13 protein-coding genes are annotated in these 15,161 nt (G+C 63.3%); 1 reads left to right on the top strand and 12 read right to left on the bottom strand.

Annotation, left to right across the window (positions count from 1 at the left end; translation table 11 throughout):
- Positions 1 to 357: 357 nt before the first annotated feature.
- The 9 genes from rpsO to rimP all read right to left on the bottom strand — a co-directional run bounded on the left by rpsO (position 358) and on the right by rimP (position 10,391).
- Positions 358 to 627 (bottom strand): 30S ribosomal protein S15, encoded by a 270-nt coding sequence (gene rpsO, locus AC1Q80_RS00700; RefSeq protein ID WP_025425494.1) that lies wholly within the window; start codon positions 625 to 627, stop codon positions 358 to 360.
- 170 nt (positions 628 to 797) lie between these two features.
- A complete protein-coding gene (locus AC1Q80_RS00695) occupies positions 798 to 1,139 on the bottom strand; it encodes an SH3 domain-containing protein (protein WP_492359375.1) in 342 nt (113 codons plus the stop codon).
- Positions 1,140 to 1,178: 39 nt separating this feature from the next.
- Positions 1,179 to 2,900 carry a sensor histidine kinase gene (locus AC1Q80_RS00690; protein WP_492359374.1) on the bottom strand — a complete coding sequence of 574 codons (1,722 nt, stop codon included), beginning with the start codon at positions 2,898 to 2,900 and terminating at the stop codon, positions 1,179 to 1,181.
- A 268-nt stretch (positions 2,901 to 3,168) separates the two neighbouring features.
- Positions 3,169 to 4,104 carry a tRNA pseudouridine(55) synthase TruB gene (truB, locus tag AC1Q80_RS00685; protein WP_209788221.1) on the bottom strand — a complete coding sequence of 312 codons (936 nt, stop codon included), beginning with the start codon at positions 4,102 to 4,104 and terminating at the stop codon, positions 3,169 to 3,171.
- Between the two features lie 8 nt (positions 4,105 to 4,112).
- On the bottom strand, positions 4,113 to 4,520 hold the full coding sequence (gene rbfA / locus AC1Q80_RS00680; RefSeq protein WP_173418637.1) for a 30S ribosome-binding factor RbfA: 408 nt from the start codon (positions 4,518 to 4,520) through the stop codon (positions 4,113 to 4,115).
- Positions 4,521 to 4,593: 73 nt separating this feature from the next.
- Complete coding sequence (gene infB / locus AC1Q80_RS00675) at positions 4,594 to 7,302, bottom strand: translation initiation factor IF-2 (protein WP_492359373.1); 2,709 nt, start codon at positions 7,300 to 7,302, stop codon at positions 4,594 to 4,596.
- A 105-nt stretch (positions 7,303 to 7,407) separates the two neighbouring features.
- Positions 7,408 to 8,106, bottom strand: a complete 699-nt coding sequence (locus tag AC1Q80_RS00670; protein ID WP_173418635.1) for an RNA-binding protein — start codon at positions 8,104 to 8,106, stop codon at positions 7,408 to 7,410.
- Positions 8,106 to 9,722, bottom strand: coding sequence for a transcription termination factor NusA (nusA, locus tag AC1Q80_RS00665; RefSeq protein WP_173418634.1), 1,617 nt, complete (start codon positions 9,720 to 9,722; stop codon positions 8,106 to 8,108). Before nusA ends, AC1Q80_RS00670 begins: the two co-directional genes overlap by 1 nt.
- Positions 9,723 to 9,770: 48 nt before the next feature.
- Positions 9,771 to 10,391: a ribosome maturation factor RimP gene (gene rimP / locus AC1Q80_RS00660; protein WP_492359372.1), complete on the bottom strand. Its 621-nt coding sequence runs from the start codon at positions 10,389 to 10,391 to the stop codon at positions 9,771 to 9,773.
- Between the two features lie 275 nt (positions 10,392 to 10,666).
- Between rimP and AC1Q80_RS00655 the strand changes: the two genes are divergently transcribed.
- Entirely contained in the window at positions 10,667 to 12,301 is a 1,635-nt protein-coding gene (locus tag AC1Q80_RS00655) for an MFS transporter (protein ID WP_492359371.1), read from the top strand.
- An 84-nt stretch (positions 12,302 to 12,385) separates the two neighbouring features.
- On the opposite strand, the gene AC1Q80_RS00650 is transcribed toward AC1Q80_RS00655, so the two are convergent.
- The 3 genes from AC1Q80_RS00650 to AC1Q80_RS00640 all read right to left on the bottom strand — a co-directional run bounded on the left by AC1Q80_RS00650 (position 12,386) and on the right by AC1Q80_RS00640 (position 15,009).
- A complete protein-coding gene (locus AC1Q80_RS00650; protein WP_492359370.1) occupies positions 12,386 to 13,624 on the bottom strand; it encodes a lytic murein transglycosylase in 1,239 nt (412 codons plus the stop codon).
- Between the two features lie 60 nt (positions 13,625 to 13,684).
- On the bottom strand, positions 13,685 to 14,290 hold the full coding sequence (gene recR / locus AC1Q80_RS00645) for a recombination mediator RecR (protein ID WP_173418630.1): 606 nt from the start codon (positions 14,288 to 14,290) through the stop codon (positions 13,685 to 13,687).
- 107 nt (positions 14,291 to 14,397) lie between these two features.
- Entirely contained in the window at positions 14,398 to 15,009 is a 612-nt protein-coding gene (locus tag AC1Q80_RS00640; protein ID WP_492359369.1) for a LysE family translocator, read from the bottom strand.
- Positions 15,010 to 15,161 lie beyond the last annotated feature (152 nt).

Genomic DNA, 15,161 nt, shown 5'->3' with positions numbered 1-15,161 from the left:
GTTCTGTCCTTCGTGTGCGGCAGACCTTTCCGCGGCTGTTGCAGCGCGGGTGGTCGGTAAACCGCCTGGTATGGCGCATCACGGGCAAGACAACGGGAGGCTTCAAAAGAGACCGGCCGCTTTCCGCTGTGCAAAACCTGGCTGCCCCGCAGCGGGTTCTGCAAGCAGGCGCCGAAGCATCCTGCAATCCTGCCCCATGACGGGCCATCGGTTGATCCGCGGATCCGGCCCATCCGGCCCGCTGGATACCTCTCCATTTCCGCGCCTAGTGCGCTTGCGGAGAGTTCATTTCTCGAGCGCTCTGCGCCCATAATAAAAAAGGCCGGCGGACCGCATGCGATCCGCCGGGCAAGTCGCTTAGCGACGGATGCCGAGGGCACCAATCAGCTTGGTGTAGCGCGCTTCGTCTTTCTTCTTCAGATAGTCGAGGAGCGAACGACGGCTGGAAACCATCGCGAGAAGACCACGGCGGGAATGGTTATCCTTCTTGTGGCCCTTGAAGTGTTCGGTCAGGTTGTTGATCCGTTCCGTCAGGATAGCAACCTGGACTTCCGGAGAACCGGTGTCGCCTTCAACGGTTGCGTATTCCTTGATGAGCTGAGCCTTACGCTCTGCAGCAATCGACATCGGATGATCCTTTCGATTTCGAGGATTTAGGGACGCCTTCAGCCGGGATGTCGTCCAGCTGCGGCCGTGAATGCAATGGGCATGCGCCTTTTGCTGGCGTGCCTATAACCGAATTGGATGAAAAAGGAAAGGGTCATGAAAATGGCCCTTCAGCAATGGTGGAGCGCCTCTCAATTCCCCGACGGCCGCGGGCGCATCGGTGCCGACTTCAGCTGGTCGCCGTCAACCGGAACACAGTCGAGATAGGCGGCAAACACCCAGCCAAGTTCTCCCTCGTCGCTTGAAACGAGCGCCCAACGCTTGCCGGCGTGCCGGCGTTCACCGATGCGGCGAACCTTGCTGCCATTGGCCAGCGACATGACAACCCGGCCGTTCGGCTCCGTGCGGACGTTCAGCGGCGTTCCGGTCGGATCGGCAACCACGCAAGCGACATACTGGCCCGCTGCAGGCGCCACCGCCATCAGGCTCAACGCGACCGACAGAATGCCAAATTGACGTTTGCGAACCTGCATTGCCGCCCCTTTCAAAACGCCCCTCAAAACCGAATGGCTTCAAGGTTCCGCATCATCTCCGTCGCCGTCCTTCGCATGCCTCGGAATATTGATCCGCCACTCGATGCCATCCGGGTGCATGATCCGTTCGAGTTCGGCCTTCAGTGCCATGCCGAGCATGCGCTCCAGCACCAGCGTTCCAAAACCCTTGCGGCGCGGCGTCGTCGGCGCCTCGATGTCTGCCCCTTCCTCGCGCCAGCGGATGGCAATACCCTCGTCGGACAGCGCCCAGGAGAGCTTGACCACGCCGGTGGTATTGGCTAGCGCACCATACTTCGTGGCGTTCGTCGCCAGCTCATGCAGCGCCATGCCGAGCGTCTGCGCGCTCTCCGTGTCCAGCCTTAAGGGCGGACCCGACAGGACCACGCGCTTGGGATCATCGGGCGTGAACGGCTGCAGCTGATTCTGGGCAAGCTCGCGGAAATCAACGCCCTGCGCGGCATTGGCAATCATCAGATCGGTGGACCGGGCAAGGCCGGCGATGCGCTTGCGGAAGGATTCGGCGAAATCGGCGACGCTTTCGGCGGAGTGCACCGACTGGTTCAGCATCGACTGGATCACCGTAAGCTGGTTCTTCGAGCGGTGGGCAACCTCGCGCATGAGGAAGCGGATTTCGCCCTCGGCCTTGGTGCGCGACGCAGCCGCCTTGGCAAGCGCTGCGGATACAGTCTGGACTTCGGTGATCATGTGAGGACGTGGCTCGATGCGCTCGCCGGCGCCGAGGCGGCGCGCATCCTGGGCGACGAGCTTGACGCCTTGCGACAGGAGCCTTGCGATGGCCAGCGATCCCGCAATGGCGATGCCGGCAAAGATGATGCCGCCGAGCGACAGCCAGAGAAACGACCACGTGGCCGGCCCATCGACCGTGGCGCGGGGCGCCCAGGCGATGATCCGCCAGCCGGTCAGGACGGAAAACTCCGTCGCTACCCGATAGGCCGTACCATTCTCGGTGATGTTGCGCACGCCGATGCTGATCGCCGGCACCTTGTCGAGGAAGAACGGTTCACCCGCCTTGACCGCGGCGTCGGAGGAGATGATGACCTTGCCGTTGCCGTCAACCAGGGCGGCGTTCCAACCGGGCGACAGCGTTTCCCGGTTGACGGCCTTGGCCATGCTCTCGGCGTTCTGCGTCAAAGTCAGCAGATAATCTTCGCCGGTTGGAAGCTTCGCCGGCAAATAAACATTGAAGACCCATTTTCCGGCCGTCTGGCCGAAGAAGACATTGGAGACCAGCGGTGCGCCATTGTTGGTGAAGGCACGCTCGACGGATTCCGGATCGGACCCCTTGCCGAGCGGCGTGCCGAAGGGCACCCGGGTGTTCATGAGCTGCTCGTGCTTGCGGTCGATGACGAGCAGGTAGGAGCCGGTCTCGGCAAGCGCTGTCGAGGCCCTGCGGTAGAAGGCCTCCATGTTGCCGCCCTCCACCGCCGGTGCGGTCGAGAGCACTTTCAGCGTCGTCAGCATGCCCTCGACATCGCGCTCGACGATGCGGGTCACCGATCCGGTCGAAGCCTGCAGCAGCGCGGTGATCACCTGCTCCTGCGCATCAACGCTGCGCTTCAGCACAACGAGCGAAAAGATGAAGGCGGGAACGATGGCGATCAGCAGCAGCGATGTCAGATAGAAGCGGAAAGGCCGCGTCATACGGTGGCGGACGAAATCAAGAGCTGTCGCCAGGCGACCGACGGCAGTCTTTCTTCCCTCTTGCGAAACCTGCGCCAAATGCACCGCCTCTCAACTCCAGCGTCGCGCGTCGAATATAGCGCGCAAAGGCCACCGCAACACCTTAAAACTGCGTCATGATCGTGACACCAGATCGAAAGCGATCTGGACAATCATGCAGCAATCGCGACCGCCGAACGGCGGTCGAGACGGGCGACAAGGACCCGTTTGCGAAGGCGAAACGGCGCCGGTTCGAAGCAGCCGCCCGAGCTTTGGCGGGATCATGCGTCAGCAATGAGGCAAACGCAAATGCCGGGGAACGAAGAAATCAGCCGACGGCAAAGACGCGCTTGGGACGGAACTCGCCCTCGGCGATTTCGCCGATGGCAATCAGCTTTCCGCGGGTTGTCGCATATGCCTCGGGCGTCGCCAGCGGCGCGTCGCGGCCGCGCAGGATGATGGGGTTGCCCATCTTCAGCCGGTGCGCCTGGTCATCGCTGACGGCGATATGCGGCAGGCTGGAGAGCGCTTCGCCGGTTTCGATGACGAAGGCGTCGAGGGCTGCCAGGCGCTCCTCTTCGTTCTCGATCTTTTCGAGCGCCACCAGATCGGCAAGCGGCACCATGTCGTCCTCGCCGAACGGCGCCACGAAGGTGCGCCGCAGCGAAGCGATGTGGCCGAAACAGCCGAGATCGCGGCCCATGTCGCGGGCAAGCGAACGGACATAGGTGCCCTTGCCGCACTCGATCTCGAACTGGGCGAGATTGGGCGTGGCACCAAGCAGGGTCAGGCGGAACACTTCGACTTCACGCGCCGGGATATCGACGGTTTCGCCTTCGCGGGCGAGATCGTAGGCGCGCTCGCCGTCGATCTTGATCGCCGAGAACTGTGGCGGCACCTGGCTGATGACGCCGGTGTAGTTCGGCAGCAGCGCGCGGATCGCCTCTTCCGTCGGGCGGTCGGCCGAAGAATGGGTCACTTGCCCTTCGAGATCGTCGGTCGAGCGTTCCTCGCCCCAGGCAACGGTGAATTCGTAGATCTTGCGGCCGTCCATGACGTAAGGGACGGTCTTGGTCGCGTCGCCAAGGGCGATCGGCAGCATGCCGGAGGCCAACGGATCGAGCGTCCCGGCATGGCCGGCCTTCTGCGCCTTGAACAGCCACTTGATCTTGGAAACGGCTTCGGTCGAGCCGAAATCGAGCGGCTTGTCGAGGATCAGCCAGCCGGAAATCGGGCGGCCCTTGGGTTTGCGCGGTTTGGACATGAACTCTTCTATTCTTCGTCGTCGGTATTCGGATCGAGATCGCGGCTGACTTCCGGTGAGCGAAGGAGGGCGTCGATCTTCTTGTAGTTGTCGAAGCTCGTATCGTCGCGGAAGCGAACCTCCGGCATGTACTTCAACTGGCGCAGCTGCGGGCCGAGACGGCCGCGGATGTACTTGGCGTGTTTATTCAGCGCTTCGATGACCTCGGCATGGTCGGAAACGCCGAGCGGCGTCACGAAGGCGGTGGCGATCTTCAGATCGGGCGACATGCGGACTTCGGAAATCGCGATCAGCGTCTTCTCGATCACAGGGTCGCGGACGTCGCCGCGCTGCAGAACCTGCGTGATCGCGGCGCGCACCTGTTCAGCGATGCGCAGCATGCGCTGATTAGGGGCAGAGGATGTGGCTCTGGTCATTGGTCAATACCTCAAAAAAATGCGAGCGCCGAAGGATAACCCGGCGCCCGCACAATTTCTAATCGGACGGATCTTACAGCGTCCGCGTGATGTGTTCGACGCGGAAGCACTCGATCGTGTCGCCGGCGCGGATGTCTTCGTAGTTCTCGAACGCCATACCGCATTCCTGACCGACGTTGACTTCCGAGACTTCGTCCTTGAAGCGCTTGAGCGTCTTGAGCTTGCCTTCGTGGATGACGACGTTGTCGCGAACCAGACGGACACCGACGCCACGCTCGACCTTGCCTTCGGTGACGCGGCAACCCGCGACCTTGCCGACCTTGGTGATGTTGAACACCTCCATGATCTCGGCGTTGCCGAGGAAGGTTTCGCGACGCTCGGGCGAAAGCAGGCCGGACATCGCCGCCTTAACGTCATCCACCAGATCGTAGATGATGTTGTAGTAGCGGATTTCGATGCCTGCACGCTCGGCTGCCGAACGGGCCTGGTTGTTGGCGCGAACGTTGAAGCCGATGATGGCGGCGTTCGAAGCTTCTGCGAGCGAGATATCCGACTCGGTGATACCGCCGGCACCCGAATGCACGATGCGCGCACGCACTTCGTCGGTTCCGAGCTTGTCCAGCGCACCGGCGATCGCTTCGATCGAGCCCTGCACGTCACCCTTGATGACCAGCGGGAACTCCTTGAGACCAGAGGTCTGGAGCTGGGTCATCATCTGTTCCAGCGAACCGCGCGAACCGGACTGGCGGGCAACCGCCTTGTCGCGGGCGAGCCGCAGACGGTATTCCGAGATCTCGCGAGCGCGGCTTTCGTTTTCGACGACGGCGAACTTGTCGCCCGCTGCCGGAGTGCCCGACAGGCCGAGAACTTCGACCGGCATGGACGGCCCCGCTTCCTTGACGTGTTCACCCTTGTCGTTGACCAGAGCGCGCACACGGCCCCACTGGTCGCCGGCAACGATGATCTGGCCCGGACGCAGCGTGCCCTTCTGGACGAGCACGGTCGCTACCGCACCGCGGCCACGGTCGAGCTCGGCTTCAACCACGGTGCCTTCGGCCGTCCGGTTCGGATTGGCCTTGAGGTCGAGGATTTCGGCCTGAAGCAGGATCGCTTCGAGCAGCTTGTCGAGGTTGGTGCCGGCCTTCGCCGAGACTTCGACGTCGAGAACTTCACCGCCCATGGATTCGACGAAGACTTCGTGCTGCAGAAGTTCGGTGCGAACCTTCTGGGCATTGGCCGTCGGCTTGTCGATCTTGTTGATCGCCACGATGATCGGAACACCAGCCGCCTTGGCGTGGTTGATGGATTCGATCGTCTGCGGCATCACGCTGTCGTCGGCCGCAACCACCAGGATGGCAATATCGGTCGCCTGGGCACCGCGGGCACGCATGGCGGTGAACGCCGCGTGGCCGGGGGTGTCGATGAAGGTGATCTTGTGACCGTTCTGCTCGACCTGGTAGGCGCCGATGTGCTGGGTGATGCCACCCGCTTCGCCGGCAACGACGTTGGCATGACGGATGGCGTCGAGCAGCGAGGTCTTGCCGTGGTCGACGTGACCCATGATCGTGACGATCGGCGGACGCGATTCCAGCTCTTCGTCGACGTCGGAGACGTTGAAGATGCCTTCTTCGACGTCGGACTCGGAGACGCGCTTGACGGTGTGGCCGAATTCGCCGGCGATGAGTTCTGCCAGGTCGGCGTCGATCAGATCGCCGGGCTTCATCATCTGGCCTTCCTTCATCAGGTACTTGATGACGTCAACGGCCCGTTCGGACATGCGCTGCGACAGTTCCTGAATGGTGATGGTTTCCGGCAGAACGACTTCGCGCGAAATCTTCTCACGGGTCTCCTGCATCTGGCTGCGCTTGAACTTTTCCTGGCGGCGACGCATCGCCGACAGCGAACGGGCGCGCTGGCCGGCATCCTCGTCGGAAGCGGTCGTCAGCGTGAGCTTGCCCTGGCGGCGACCATCGTCACCCTTCGGGCGCGTGACCGGCTTTGCCGGCTCCGGACGCACGACCTTGCCACGAACCGGACCTGCGCCTGGACGTGGGCTGCTACGGTCGTCATCCTTTTCGTTGTCGACCTTGCGGCCGCGCAGAGCACCGGCCGGTGCCGGCGTCGGAACTCCAGCTGCCGGCGCGGCAGCGGGCCTTCCGGCCTGCGGACGGTTGTCGGGGCGACGCTCGGGGGAAGCCGGTGCGCGAGCAGCCACGGGGCGCTCTTCGACAACCTCTTCGGCCTTTGCTTCGGGCTCGACAGCCGGGCGGGCCGCTTCTTCTGCGGCGCGGCGTGCGGCTTCTTCCTTCTCCTGCAGGAGACGGGCTTCTTCCTCACGCTTGCGGCGCGCTTCGTTCTCGGCGCGAATGACCGCTTCTTCCGCTTCGCGGATCTGCGCTTCGGCCAGAGCACGGCGGCGCGCATCGATCTCACCGGCGGAAAGCTGGTTCAGAACGACGCCGACGCGCGGACGGTTCGCCTGGTTGGCTTCCTGGCGGGTCTGATGCTGCTGCGGCTGCGGCGCCGGACGGCCCGAAGGCTGCGGCTGGGCCGGACGCTGCTGCTCGGCCGGCCGGGCAGCGGGAGCCGCGGCCACCGGCGTGATCGGTCGCTCGTCCTTGGGGCGATGGAAGGGGCGCTTCTTGGTTTCGACCACGACCGCCTTGGTGCGGCCACGGCCCATGTCCTGACGCACGGTCCCCTGCGAAACCCCGGAGGGCTTCAGGGTCAGCGTCTTCTTGCCTGCTGCGCTGCCTGTCTTGTCGTCGTTGTTGTCGGTCATTCCGTTCCGTTCCTAGCGATCAGGGCCGGATGCGTATCACCTGACCCTGTCTTCCAAATTGTCTCAAACAATGTACGCGATGCCGGATTTTGCCGGTGACGCGGGTCATTGCTGTGGCTTGCCAGCGCCGCCTTCGGCCCGGACCGGGACGGATCCACGGTACTTTTCGAGCATGATTGCGCGCTTCACTACACCCTCACCCGCCTGCCCTGCAAGCGTTGCGGCATGGATAAAAGCATTACTTCCCAAAAGGCCCTCCATTTCCGCCGCCGAAAAGGGGCGGAACGCGGGTATTTCCGTTTCATCTTCAACCACAAAGCTCATTGCCTTGCGGGCCTGGTCAATCTTGCGGACGCCGTCGGCGGCCGCATCGCTCGCGTGAAAGACGGCGAGCGCCGCCAATCCACGAACGGCCTGCTCCGTCTTCGTTGCGCCGGAGATGAACTGGGCCGCCTTGCGCGCCATGTTCATCATGCCGGCAAGCTGCTCGACGAGCAGCCTGTCCACGTCGTCGGCCAACGTCGCATCGACCTTGACGTCGGCCTTCAAGGCACGGGCGAAGAGCTTCTTCGCCATGGCCTTTTCAACCAGCGCCCGCTCCGCCTTGATCCAGCAGCCGCGCCCCGGAAGCTGACGCTTCAGATCGGGAACGATGCGGCCGTCGGGTCCGGCGACGAAGCGGATCAGATCGTCGGGCGAGCCACTCTCGCGCGTGACGATGCAAGTCCGGGTGCTGCCGCTCTTGTCCTTCGGACCGTTGTCCGAAGGCAGAGCGTCAGCGTCAGTCGATGCGGTGGTCGCCATCAGGCGTCCTGTTCCGCGCCTTCGGCAACCTCGATCGCCTCTTCTTCTTCCTGTTCGACGGCAAGATCGTCTTCCGTGATCCAGCCGGCAGCAAGACGTGCCTGAACGATCATGGCTTCAGCATCGGCGCGCGAAACCTCGAACTTCGAGAACGTACCCTCGAAGCGCTTGGTCTCGCCATCCTTGCGTTCGCTCCAGCCGACCAGGTCGTCGGCGGCGCAACCGGCAAAGTCCTCGATGGTCTTGATGCCTTCCTCGCCGAGCGCGACCAGCATCGGGCTGGTCAGGCCATTGATCGTGCGCAGTTCGTCGGCAACGCCGAGTTCCTTGCGCTTGGCATCCATCTCGGCTTCAAGCCTGTCCAGGAACTCGCGGGCGCGGGTCTGGATCTCGGTGGCCGTTTCGTCGTCGAAGCCGTCGATCGAAGCGATTTCGTCGAGATCGACAAAGGCAAGCTCCTCGACGGCGGCAAAGCCTTCGGAAGCCAGAACCTGGCCGACCATTTCGTCGACGTCGAGCGAATCCATGAACAGGTTGGTGCGCTCGTTGAATTCCTTCTGACGGCGTTCGCTTTCTTCCTGCTCGGTGAGGATGTCGATATCCCAGCCGGTCAGCTGCGACGCGAGGCGAACGTTCTGGCCGCGGCGGCCGATGGCGAGCGACAGCTGCTCGTCCGGAACCACGACTTCGATGCGCTCTGCGTCTTCATCGAGAACGACCTTGGCGACTTCCGCCGGCTGCAGCGCGTTGACGATGAACGATGCCGGGTCCTGCGACCACGGAATGATATCGATCTTTTCGCCCTGCAACTCGCCGACGACGGCCTGAACGCGCGAACCGCGCATACCGACGCAGGCGCCGACCGGATCGATCGAGCTATCGTTCGAGATCACGGCGATCTTGGCGCGCGAACCCGGGTCACGGGCAACCGACTTGATCTGGATGATGCCGTCGTAGATTTCAGGCACTTCCATGGTGAAGAGCTTGACCATGAACTGCGGATGCGTGCGCGACAGGAAGATCTGCGGGCCGCGCTGTTCACGCCGGACGTCGTAGACGAAGGCACGAACGCGGTCGCCGTAACGCATGTTCTCGCGCGGGATCATCTCGTCGCGACGGATGATGCCTTCGCCACGGCCGAGATCGACGATGACGTTGCCGTATTCGACGCGCTTGACGGTGCCGTTGACGATCTCGCCGACGCGATCCTTGAATTCGTCGAACTGGCGGTCACGTTCGGCTTCGCGAACCTTCTGCACGATGACCTGCTTGGCCGACTGGGCAGCGATACGGCCGAAATCCATCGGCGGCAGCGGGTCGGCAATGAAGTCGCCGAGCTTGGCGTCCGGGTTGCGGTCGCGCGCCAGTTCGAGCGGGATCTGGGTGGAATAGTCTTCCGCCTTCTCGACCACTTCCAGGAGACGCTGCAGGCGAATTTCACCGGTCTTGGAATTGATGTCGGCGCGGATGTTGGATTCCGAACCATAGCGGGAGCGCGCGGCCTTCTGGATCGCATCGGCCATCGCGGCCAGAACGATCTCGCGGTCGATCACCTTTTCGCGTGCCACTGCATCTGCGATCTGCAGAAGCTCGAGCCGGTTAGCACTGACTGCCATCTCATGTCTCCGTCTGGTTGCAGGGGGCCTCAAGCACCGCCCCGGCTTTTATTCTTCGATAGGTGAATCTTCGTCTTCGAAATTCTCGTTCGCGGCACGCGCTGCCTTCGCCTTCTTGTCGGCTGTCAGGGCGTCGCGGATCAGATCGTCGGTCAGGATCAACCGCGCCTCCGCAAGCGTGGTGAACGGAATGGTGACCGTCACTTCCTCGCCATAGGCAGGCTGATCGCGCTCGATCTGGAAACCATCCGCATCCACGGACACGATCTTACCACGGAAACGCTTGCGGCCCTCGACCAGCACCGAGGTTTCGCATTTCAGGAGGTGACCCTGCCAGCGGAAGAAATCCGACTTGCGAACCATCGGGCGATCGATGCCGGGCGACGACACTTCCAGATGATACGCCTTGTCGACCGGATCTTCCACATCGAGAACCGGGGAAATGGCCATCGAGATCGCTTCGCAATCTTCGACGGTCATGGTGCCGTCGTTGCGCTCGGCCATGATCTGCAGCGTCATGCCGTTCTGGCCGGACATGCGCACGCGCACCAGGCGATAGCCCATCGGTATCAGCACCGGTTCGATGATGTCGGCAATGCGCTGATCGAGACCGGTTTCGGTGATCAGGCGGGGTTCAAGTTCATTTTCAGCGGTTGTCGGATCGGACAAACGATGTCTCCTCATGGGACCGGGTAATAAAAAAGAGCGGGTCCTGACGGGCCCACTCTTCATCTACCGATCAAGAATTTGAGGCCCATATACGCCTCGTTGCCGCAAATTGCAAGGTGTTCGACCGTTAGCGGTCCAAGGCGCCCTATCGGTGCGGGCGGCAGGCAATCGATGCGACGGCAAGTTTCAGCGGCTGGCACTTCGGTCTTCGAGGTTTATAACAGGCAACGAACCGCTTCGATATCGCAATCAAAAGACACGAGAGAGAAGACGAGGTGCCCACCCGTATTTCGCCACTTGCCCCCTTCAAGCACGACATCTTTCGCACCATCTGGATCGCAAGCCTCGCCTCCAACTTCGGCGGCCTGATCCAGACGGTCGGCGCCGCCTGGCTGATGACGTCGATTTCCTCATCGGCCAACATGGTCGCGCTGGTGCAGGCCTCGACCTCGCTTCCCATCATGATGTTCTCGCTGGTCTCCGGTGCGCTCGCCGACAATTTCGACCGGCGGCGGATCATGCTTGTGGCCCAGTGTTTCATGCTGACGGTGTCGGCGCTTCTGACCGTCTGCGCCTATCTCGGCATCATCACGCCCTGGCTGCTTCTGCTCTTCACATTTCTGATCGGCTGCGGCACCGCGCTCAACAACCCGTCCTGGCAGGCCTCGGTCGGCGACATGGTTCCGCGCGACGACCTGCCGGCGGCCGTCGCCCTCAACAGCATGGGCTTCAACATCACCCGCAGCGTCGGCCCGGCCATCGGCGGCGTGATCGTCGCGACCGCGGGTGCGGCGGCCGCCTTTGCCGCCAACACGCTCAGCTATTTCGCCATCCTCTTTGCGCTGGTGCGCTGGCGACGCGAAGTGACCATGAGCCCGCTGCCGCGCGAAACGCTCGGCAGGGCGATCACGGCGGGCCTGCGCTATGTCGTGATGTCGCCCAATATCGGCAAGGTGCTGGTGCGCGGCTTCCTGTTCGGCCTGTCGGCAAGCGCCATTCTGGCGCTGCTGCCGCTGGTGGCGCGCGATCTCGTCAAGGGCGGTCCGCTGACCTACGGCCTGATGCTCGGCGCCTTTGGCCTTGGCGCGATCGGCGGGGCGTTGCTGAGCGCAAGATTGCGCGAAATGATGTCGAGCGAGGCGATCGTGCGCCTGGCCTTCGGCGGCTTTGCCGTGAGTACTCTCGTCATCGCCTTCAGCGCCTATGCGTGGCTGAGCTGTCTCATGCTGCTGGCCTCAGGAGCATCCTGGGTGCTGGCGCTGTCGCTGTTCAACACCACCGTTCAGCTTTCGGCCCCACGCTGGGTGGTCGGCCGGGCGCTGTCGCTCTACCAGACCATGACCTTTGGCGGTATTGCCGGCGGCAGCTGGCTCTGGGGCACGACGGCCGAACTCCATGGCGCCACCAACGCGCTTTTCGTCTCCTGTCTCTTGATGCTGGCGGGCGCGGCCGTCGGCCTGCGCCTGCCCTTGCCGGAGTTCAAGTCGCTCAACCTCGATCCGCTCAACCGCTTCAACGAGCCGCTGCTCGAACTGGACCTGAAACCCCGCAGCGGACCGATCGTCATCATGATCGATTACGAGATCGACGATGCCGACATTCCCGAGTTCCTGGAGACCATGGCAGAGCGGCGGCGCATCCGCATCCGCGACGGTGCCGGCCACTGGGCGCTGATGCGGGATCTCGAAATCCCGACGACCTGGACGGAAACCTATCATGTGCCGACCTGGGTGGAGTATGTGCGCCACAACCAGCGGCGCACCCAGGCCGACGCCTCGGTCGGAGAGAAGCTGACCGCGTTACATCGGGGTGCTGCACCGCCACGGGTGCACCGGATGATCGAGCGCCAGACGATCGTTCCGACCCATTACGAGCGCTACAAGCGCCAAGTCGACGTCGACATGCACTGACCGACTGCGCCCGGTCGAGGGCGCAGTCCCATCCAATCGAAGCCGAACGGCCCGGACTGCTCGCCGCTGTCGGAGAGTGCCGGCTTACCGAAGCTTCGCCTTCAGCGAGGCATCGGGAAAGCAGGTCGGCGCCAGACCGTTCTTGGCCTGCCAGTCGCCGAGCGAGCGGCGGGTCTTGTAGCCGGCAAGACCGTCGGCCTTGCCGACGTCGTAGCCCTTGGCGACCAGCGCCTTCTGCATCGACAGTACATCCGAGCGCAGCATGTTGCCGACATCGCCCCAGGTGCCGCGGAACGCACCACCGCCTGAGCCGATGCGGTCGGCCAAATTGCCGATGAACAGCGCATAGAGGTCGGAGTTGTTGTACTCCTTGAGCACGTAGAAATTCGGCGTGACGATGAACTCGGGCCCGTGGGTGCCGGCCGGAACCAGCATCATCGAGGGCGCGGAAAGCTCATGCGAGGGAAACGCCTTGCCGGAAATGCGGGTGATGCCCTTGGCCGCCCAGTCGGACATCGGCCGGGCGAGATCGGGCCCTTCCTGCGCGCAGGAAACGCCAGCCGGGATCGACACTTCGAAGCCCCAGTCGCGGCCGCGCTGCCAGCCCTTCTTGACGAGGTAGTTGGCGATCGAGGCCAGGCTGTCTGGAACCGAATTCCAGATGTCGCGGCGACCGTCGCCGTCGAAATCGACGGCATATTGCAGGAAGCTCGACGGCATGAACTGCGGCTGCCCCATGGCGCCGGCCCAGGAGCCACGCATCGATGCCTCCTCGACGTCGCCGCTTTCCAGAATGTGCAAGGCGGCGATCAGCTCGCGGCGGAACAGGTCCGGCCGGGTCGACATGAAGGCCTTCGTCGCCAGCACGTCGACGACGGGATAGGGGATCTTGGCGCGGCCGAAGCCGGATTCGCGACCCCAGATCGCCAGGACCACCGATGCCGGCACGCCATAGGTCTTCTCGATCCGCTTCAAGGTGGAGGCGTGAGTGGAGGCAAGGCTGCGCCCGGTTGCCGCCAGTCCCTGCAGACGTTTTTCCGAGAAGTAGCTGCCGGGCGAGGAAAACTCCGCCTGGCTCTGCTTCTGCTCCTTGGGCTTGGGAAAACCGGGAGGTGCTAGGTCTGGCAGGTCCCAGTTGAGCTTCACGTCGGCGAATGCCGCCTTGAAGGAGCGTGCCGAAACCCCAGACTTTTCGGCTTCCGGCCAGAGATCGCGCTGAAGCCACTGGCGAAACTGGCTCTCGACATCAGCCTTGGAGGCCGCCTGGGCCAAGCCCGCGAGAACGCAGAACAGCAAGGTCGACAGTGATAGAAATCTCAGCATCCGGTTCCCTATCGGTTGGATCGCGGGCGGTCGGGGCGAAGACCCCGCACGTTCATGGCGTCAGATCGAGGTGCGGGCACGAAGGGCGGCAGCCAGCGTACCCTCGTCGAGATAGTCGAGCTCGCCGCCAACCGGCACGCCATGGGCAAGCCGGGTGATCTTCACCGCCATGCCCTCGAGCTGGTCGGTGATGTAGTGGGCGGTGGTCTGGCCTTCCACGGTGGCGTTGACGGCGATGATCAGCTCGCGCACACCGCCATTGGCCACGCGCTGCACCAGCCCCTTGATGTTGAGATCATCGGGACCGACGCCATCGAGCGGCGACAGCGTGCCGCCGAGCACGTGATAGGCAGCGTTCATGGCTGCGGCACGCTCCAGCGCCCAGAGATCGGCGACATCCTCGACAACGATGATCACCGTGTGGTCGCGGCGTTCGTCGGCGCACACCGTGCAGGGGTCGATCGTATCGACATTGCCGCAGCACGAGCAGATGCGCACCTTGCGATGGGCCTCGCCCATGGCTTCCGCCAGCGGCCCGAGCAGCTGGTCCTTCTTCTTGACCAGATGCAGTGCCGCGCGCCGCGCCGAACGCGGCCCCAGCCCCGGCACCTTTGCCAGAAGCTGGATCAGTTTTTCGATTTCGGGACCGGTGACTCGCTTTGCCATGCGGCGCTTTTAGCCCATATCGTCGACAAACGGAATCGCCTTGCCGGAATATGACGCAGCCTCCGGCCGCGATAGCACAGGGGCCGAAAGATGCGTCGAAGCAGAACTCAACGGGTGGCGATGACGACGGCCGCCCCGGCGATGGTTCCCGCACTAGCGCGGTTGGCGATGCGAACGGCGCGCTTGCTCTTCAGCAGCTTTCGGGCATTGGCAGCCATCGTCACCCAGCCGAGATCGACCACGACCAGAACCACCAGCATGGTCGCAACCAGCTGCATCCAGCCGATCAAGGTCACTGAGCGCAGATCGATGATCGACGGCAGCAGCGCGACGTAGAACATCATCACCTTGGGATTGCCGAGCGTGACCGTCAGGCCGGCGAAGAACAGCTTGGAGGCGGAGCGCGACCGCGGCAGGCTGTCGCCGGGCATATCCGGTTCGGCCGTCCACATCTTCCAGGCGAGATAGAGAAGGTAGGCGACGCCGAGCCATTTGATGGCGACAAACAGCAGATGGAAGCTTTCGGCAATCGCTGCGAGACCCGCCACCGCAAACGACAGCCAGATGGCCTCGCCGATCCAGAGCGCCACGAGGAAGGGCAGCACGTCGCGCGCGCCCTTCGAGAGCACACGTGCGACAAGCGCTGCGACACTCGGCCCGGGCGATCCGGCCGCAACCAGCAAGGCGCCGGCAAAGATAAGCAGGGACGTCATGGTCATGCGCGATCCTCCTCGGGAGGCGGCAATTTACCATGCTTTGCAGCCGGCGCCAGTCCGGGCCGACGCGAAGTGCCAGACACCAATGCGCCATGCGGACGAGCCGCCGGCACATTGCAAAGCACATGGATCGCGAGATGCGACAGACGCTCACC

The sequence above is a fragment of the Ensifer sp. GW823-FHT05D09 genome (assembly GCF_058795755.1).
Note: the sequence above shows the minus strand (reverse complement) of the source record. Positions and strands in the feature narration are given on the sequence as shown.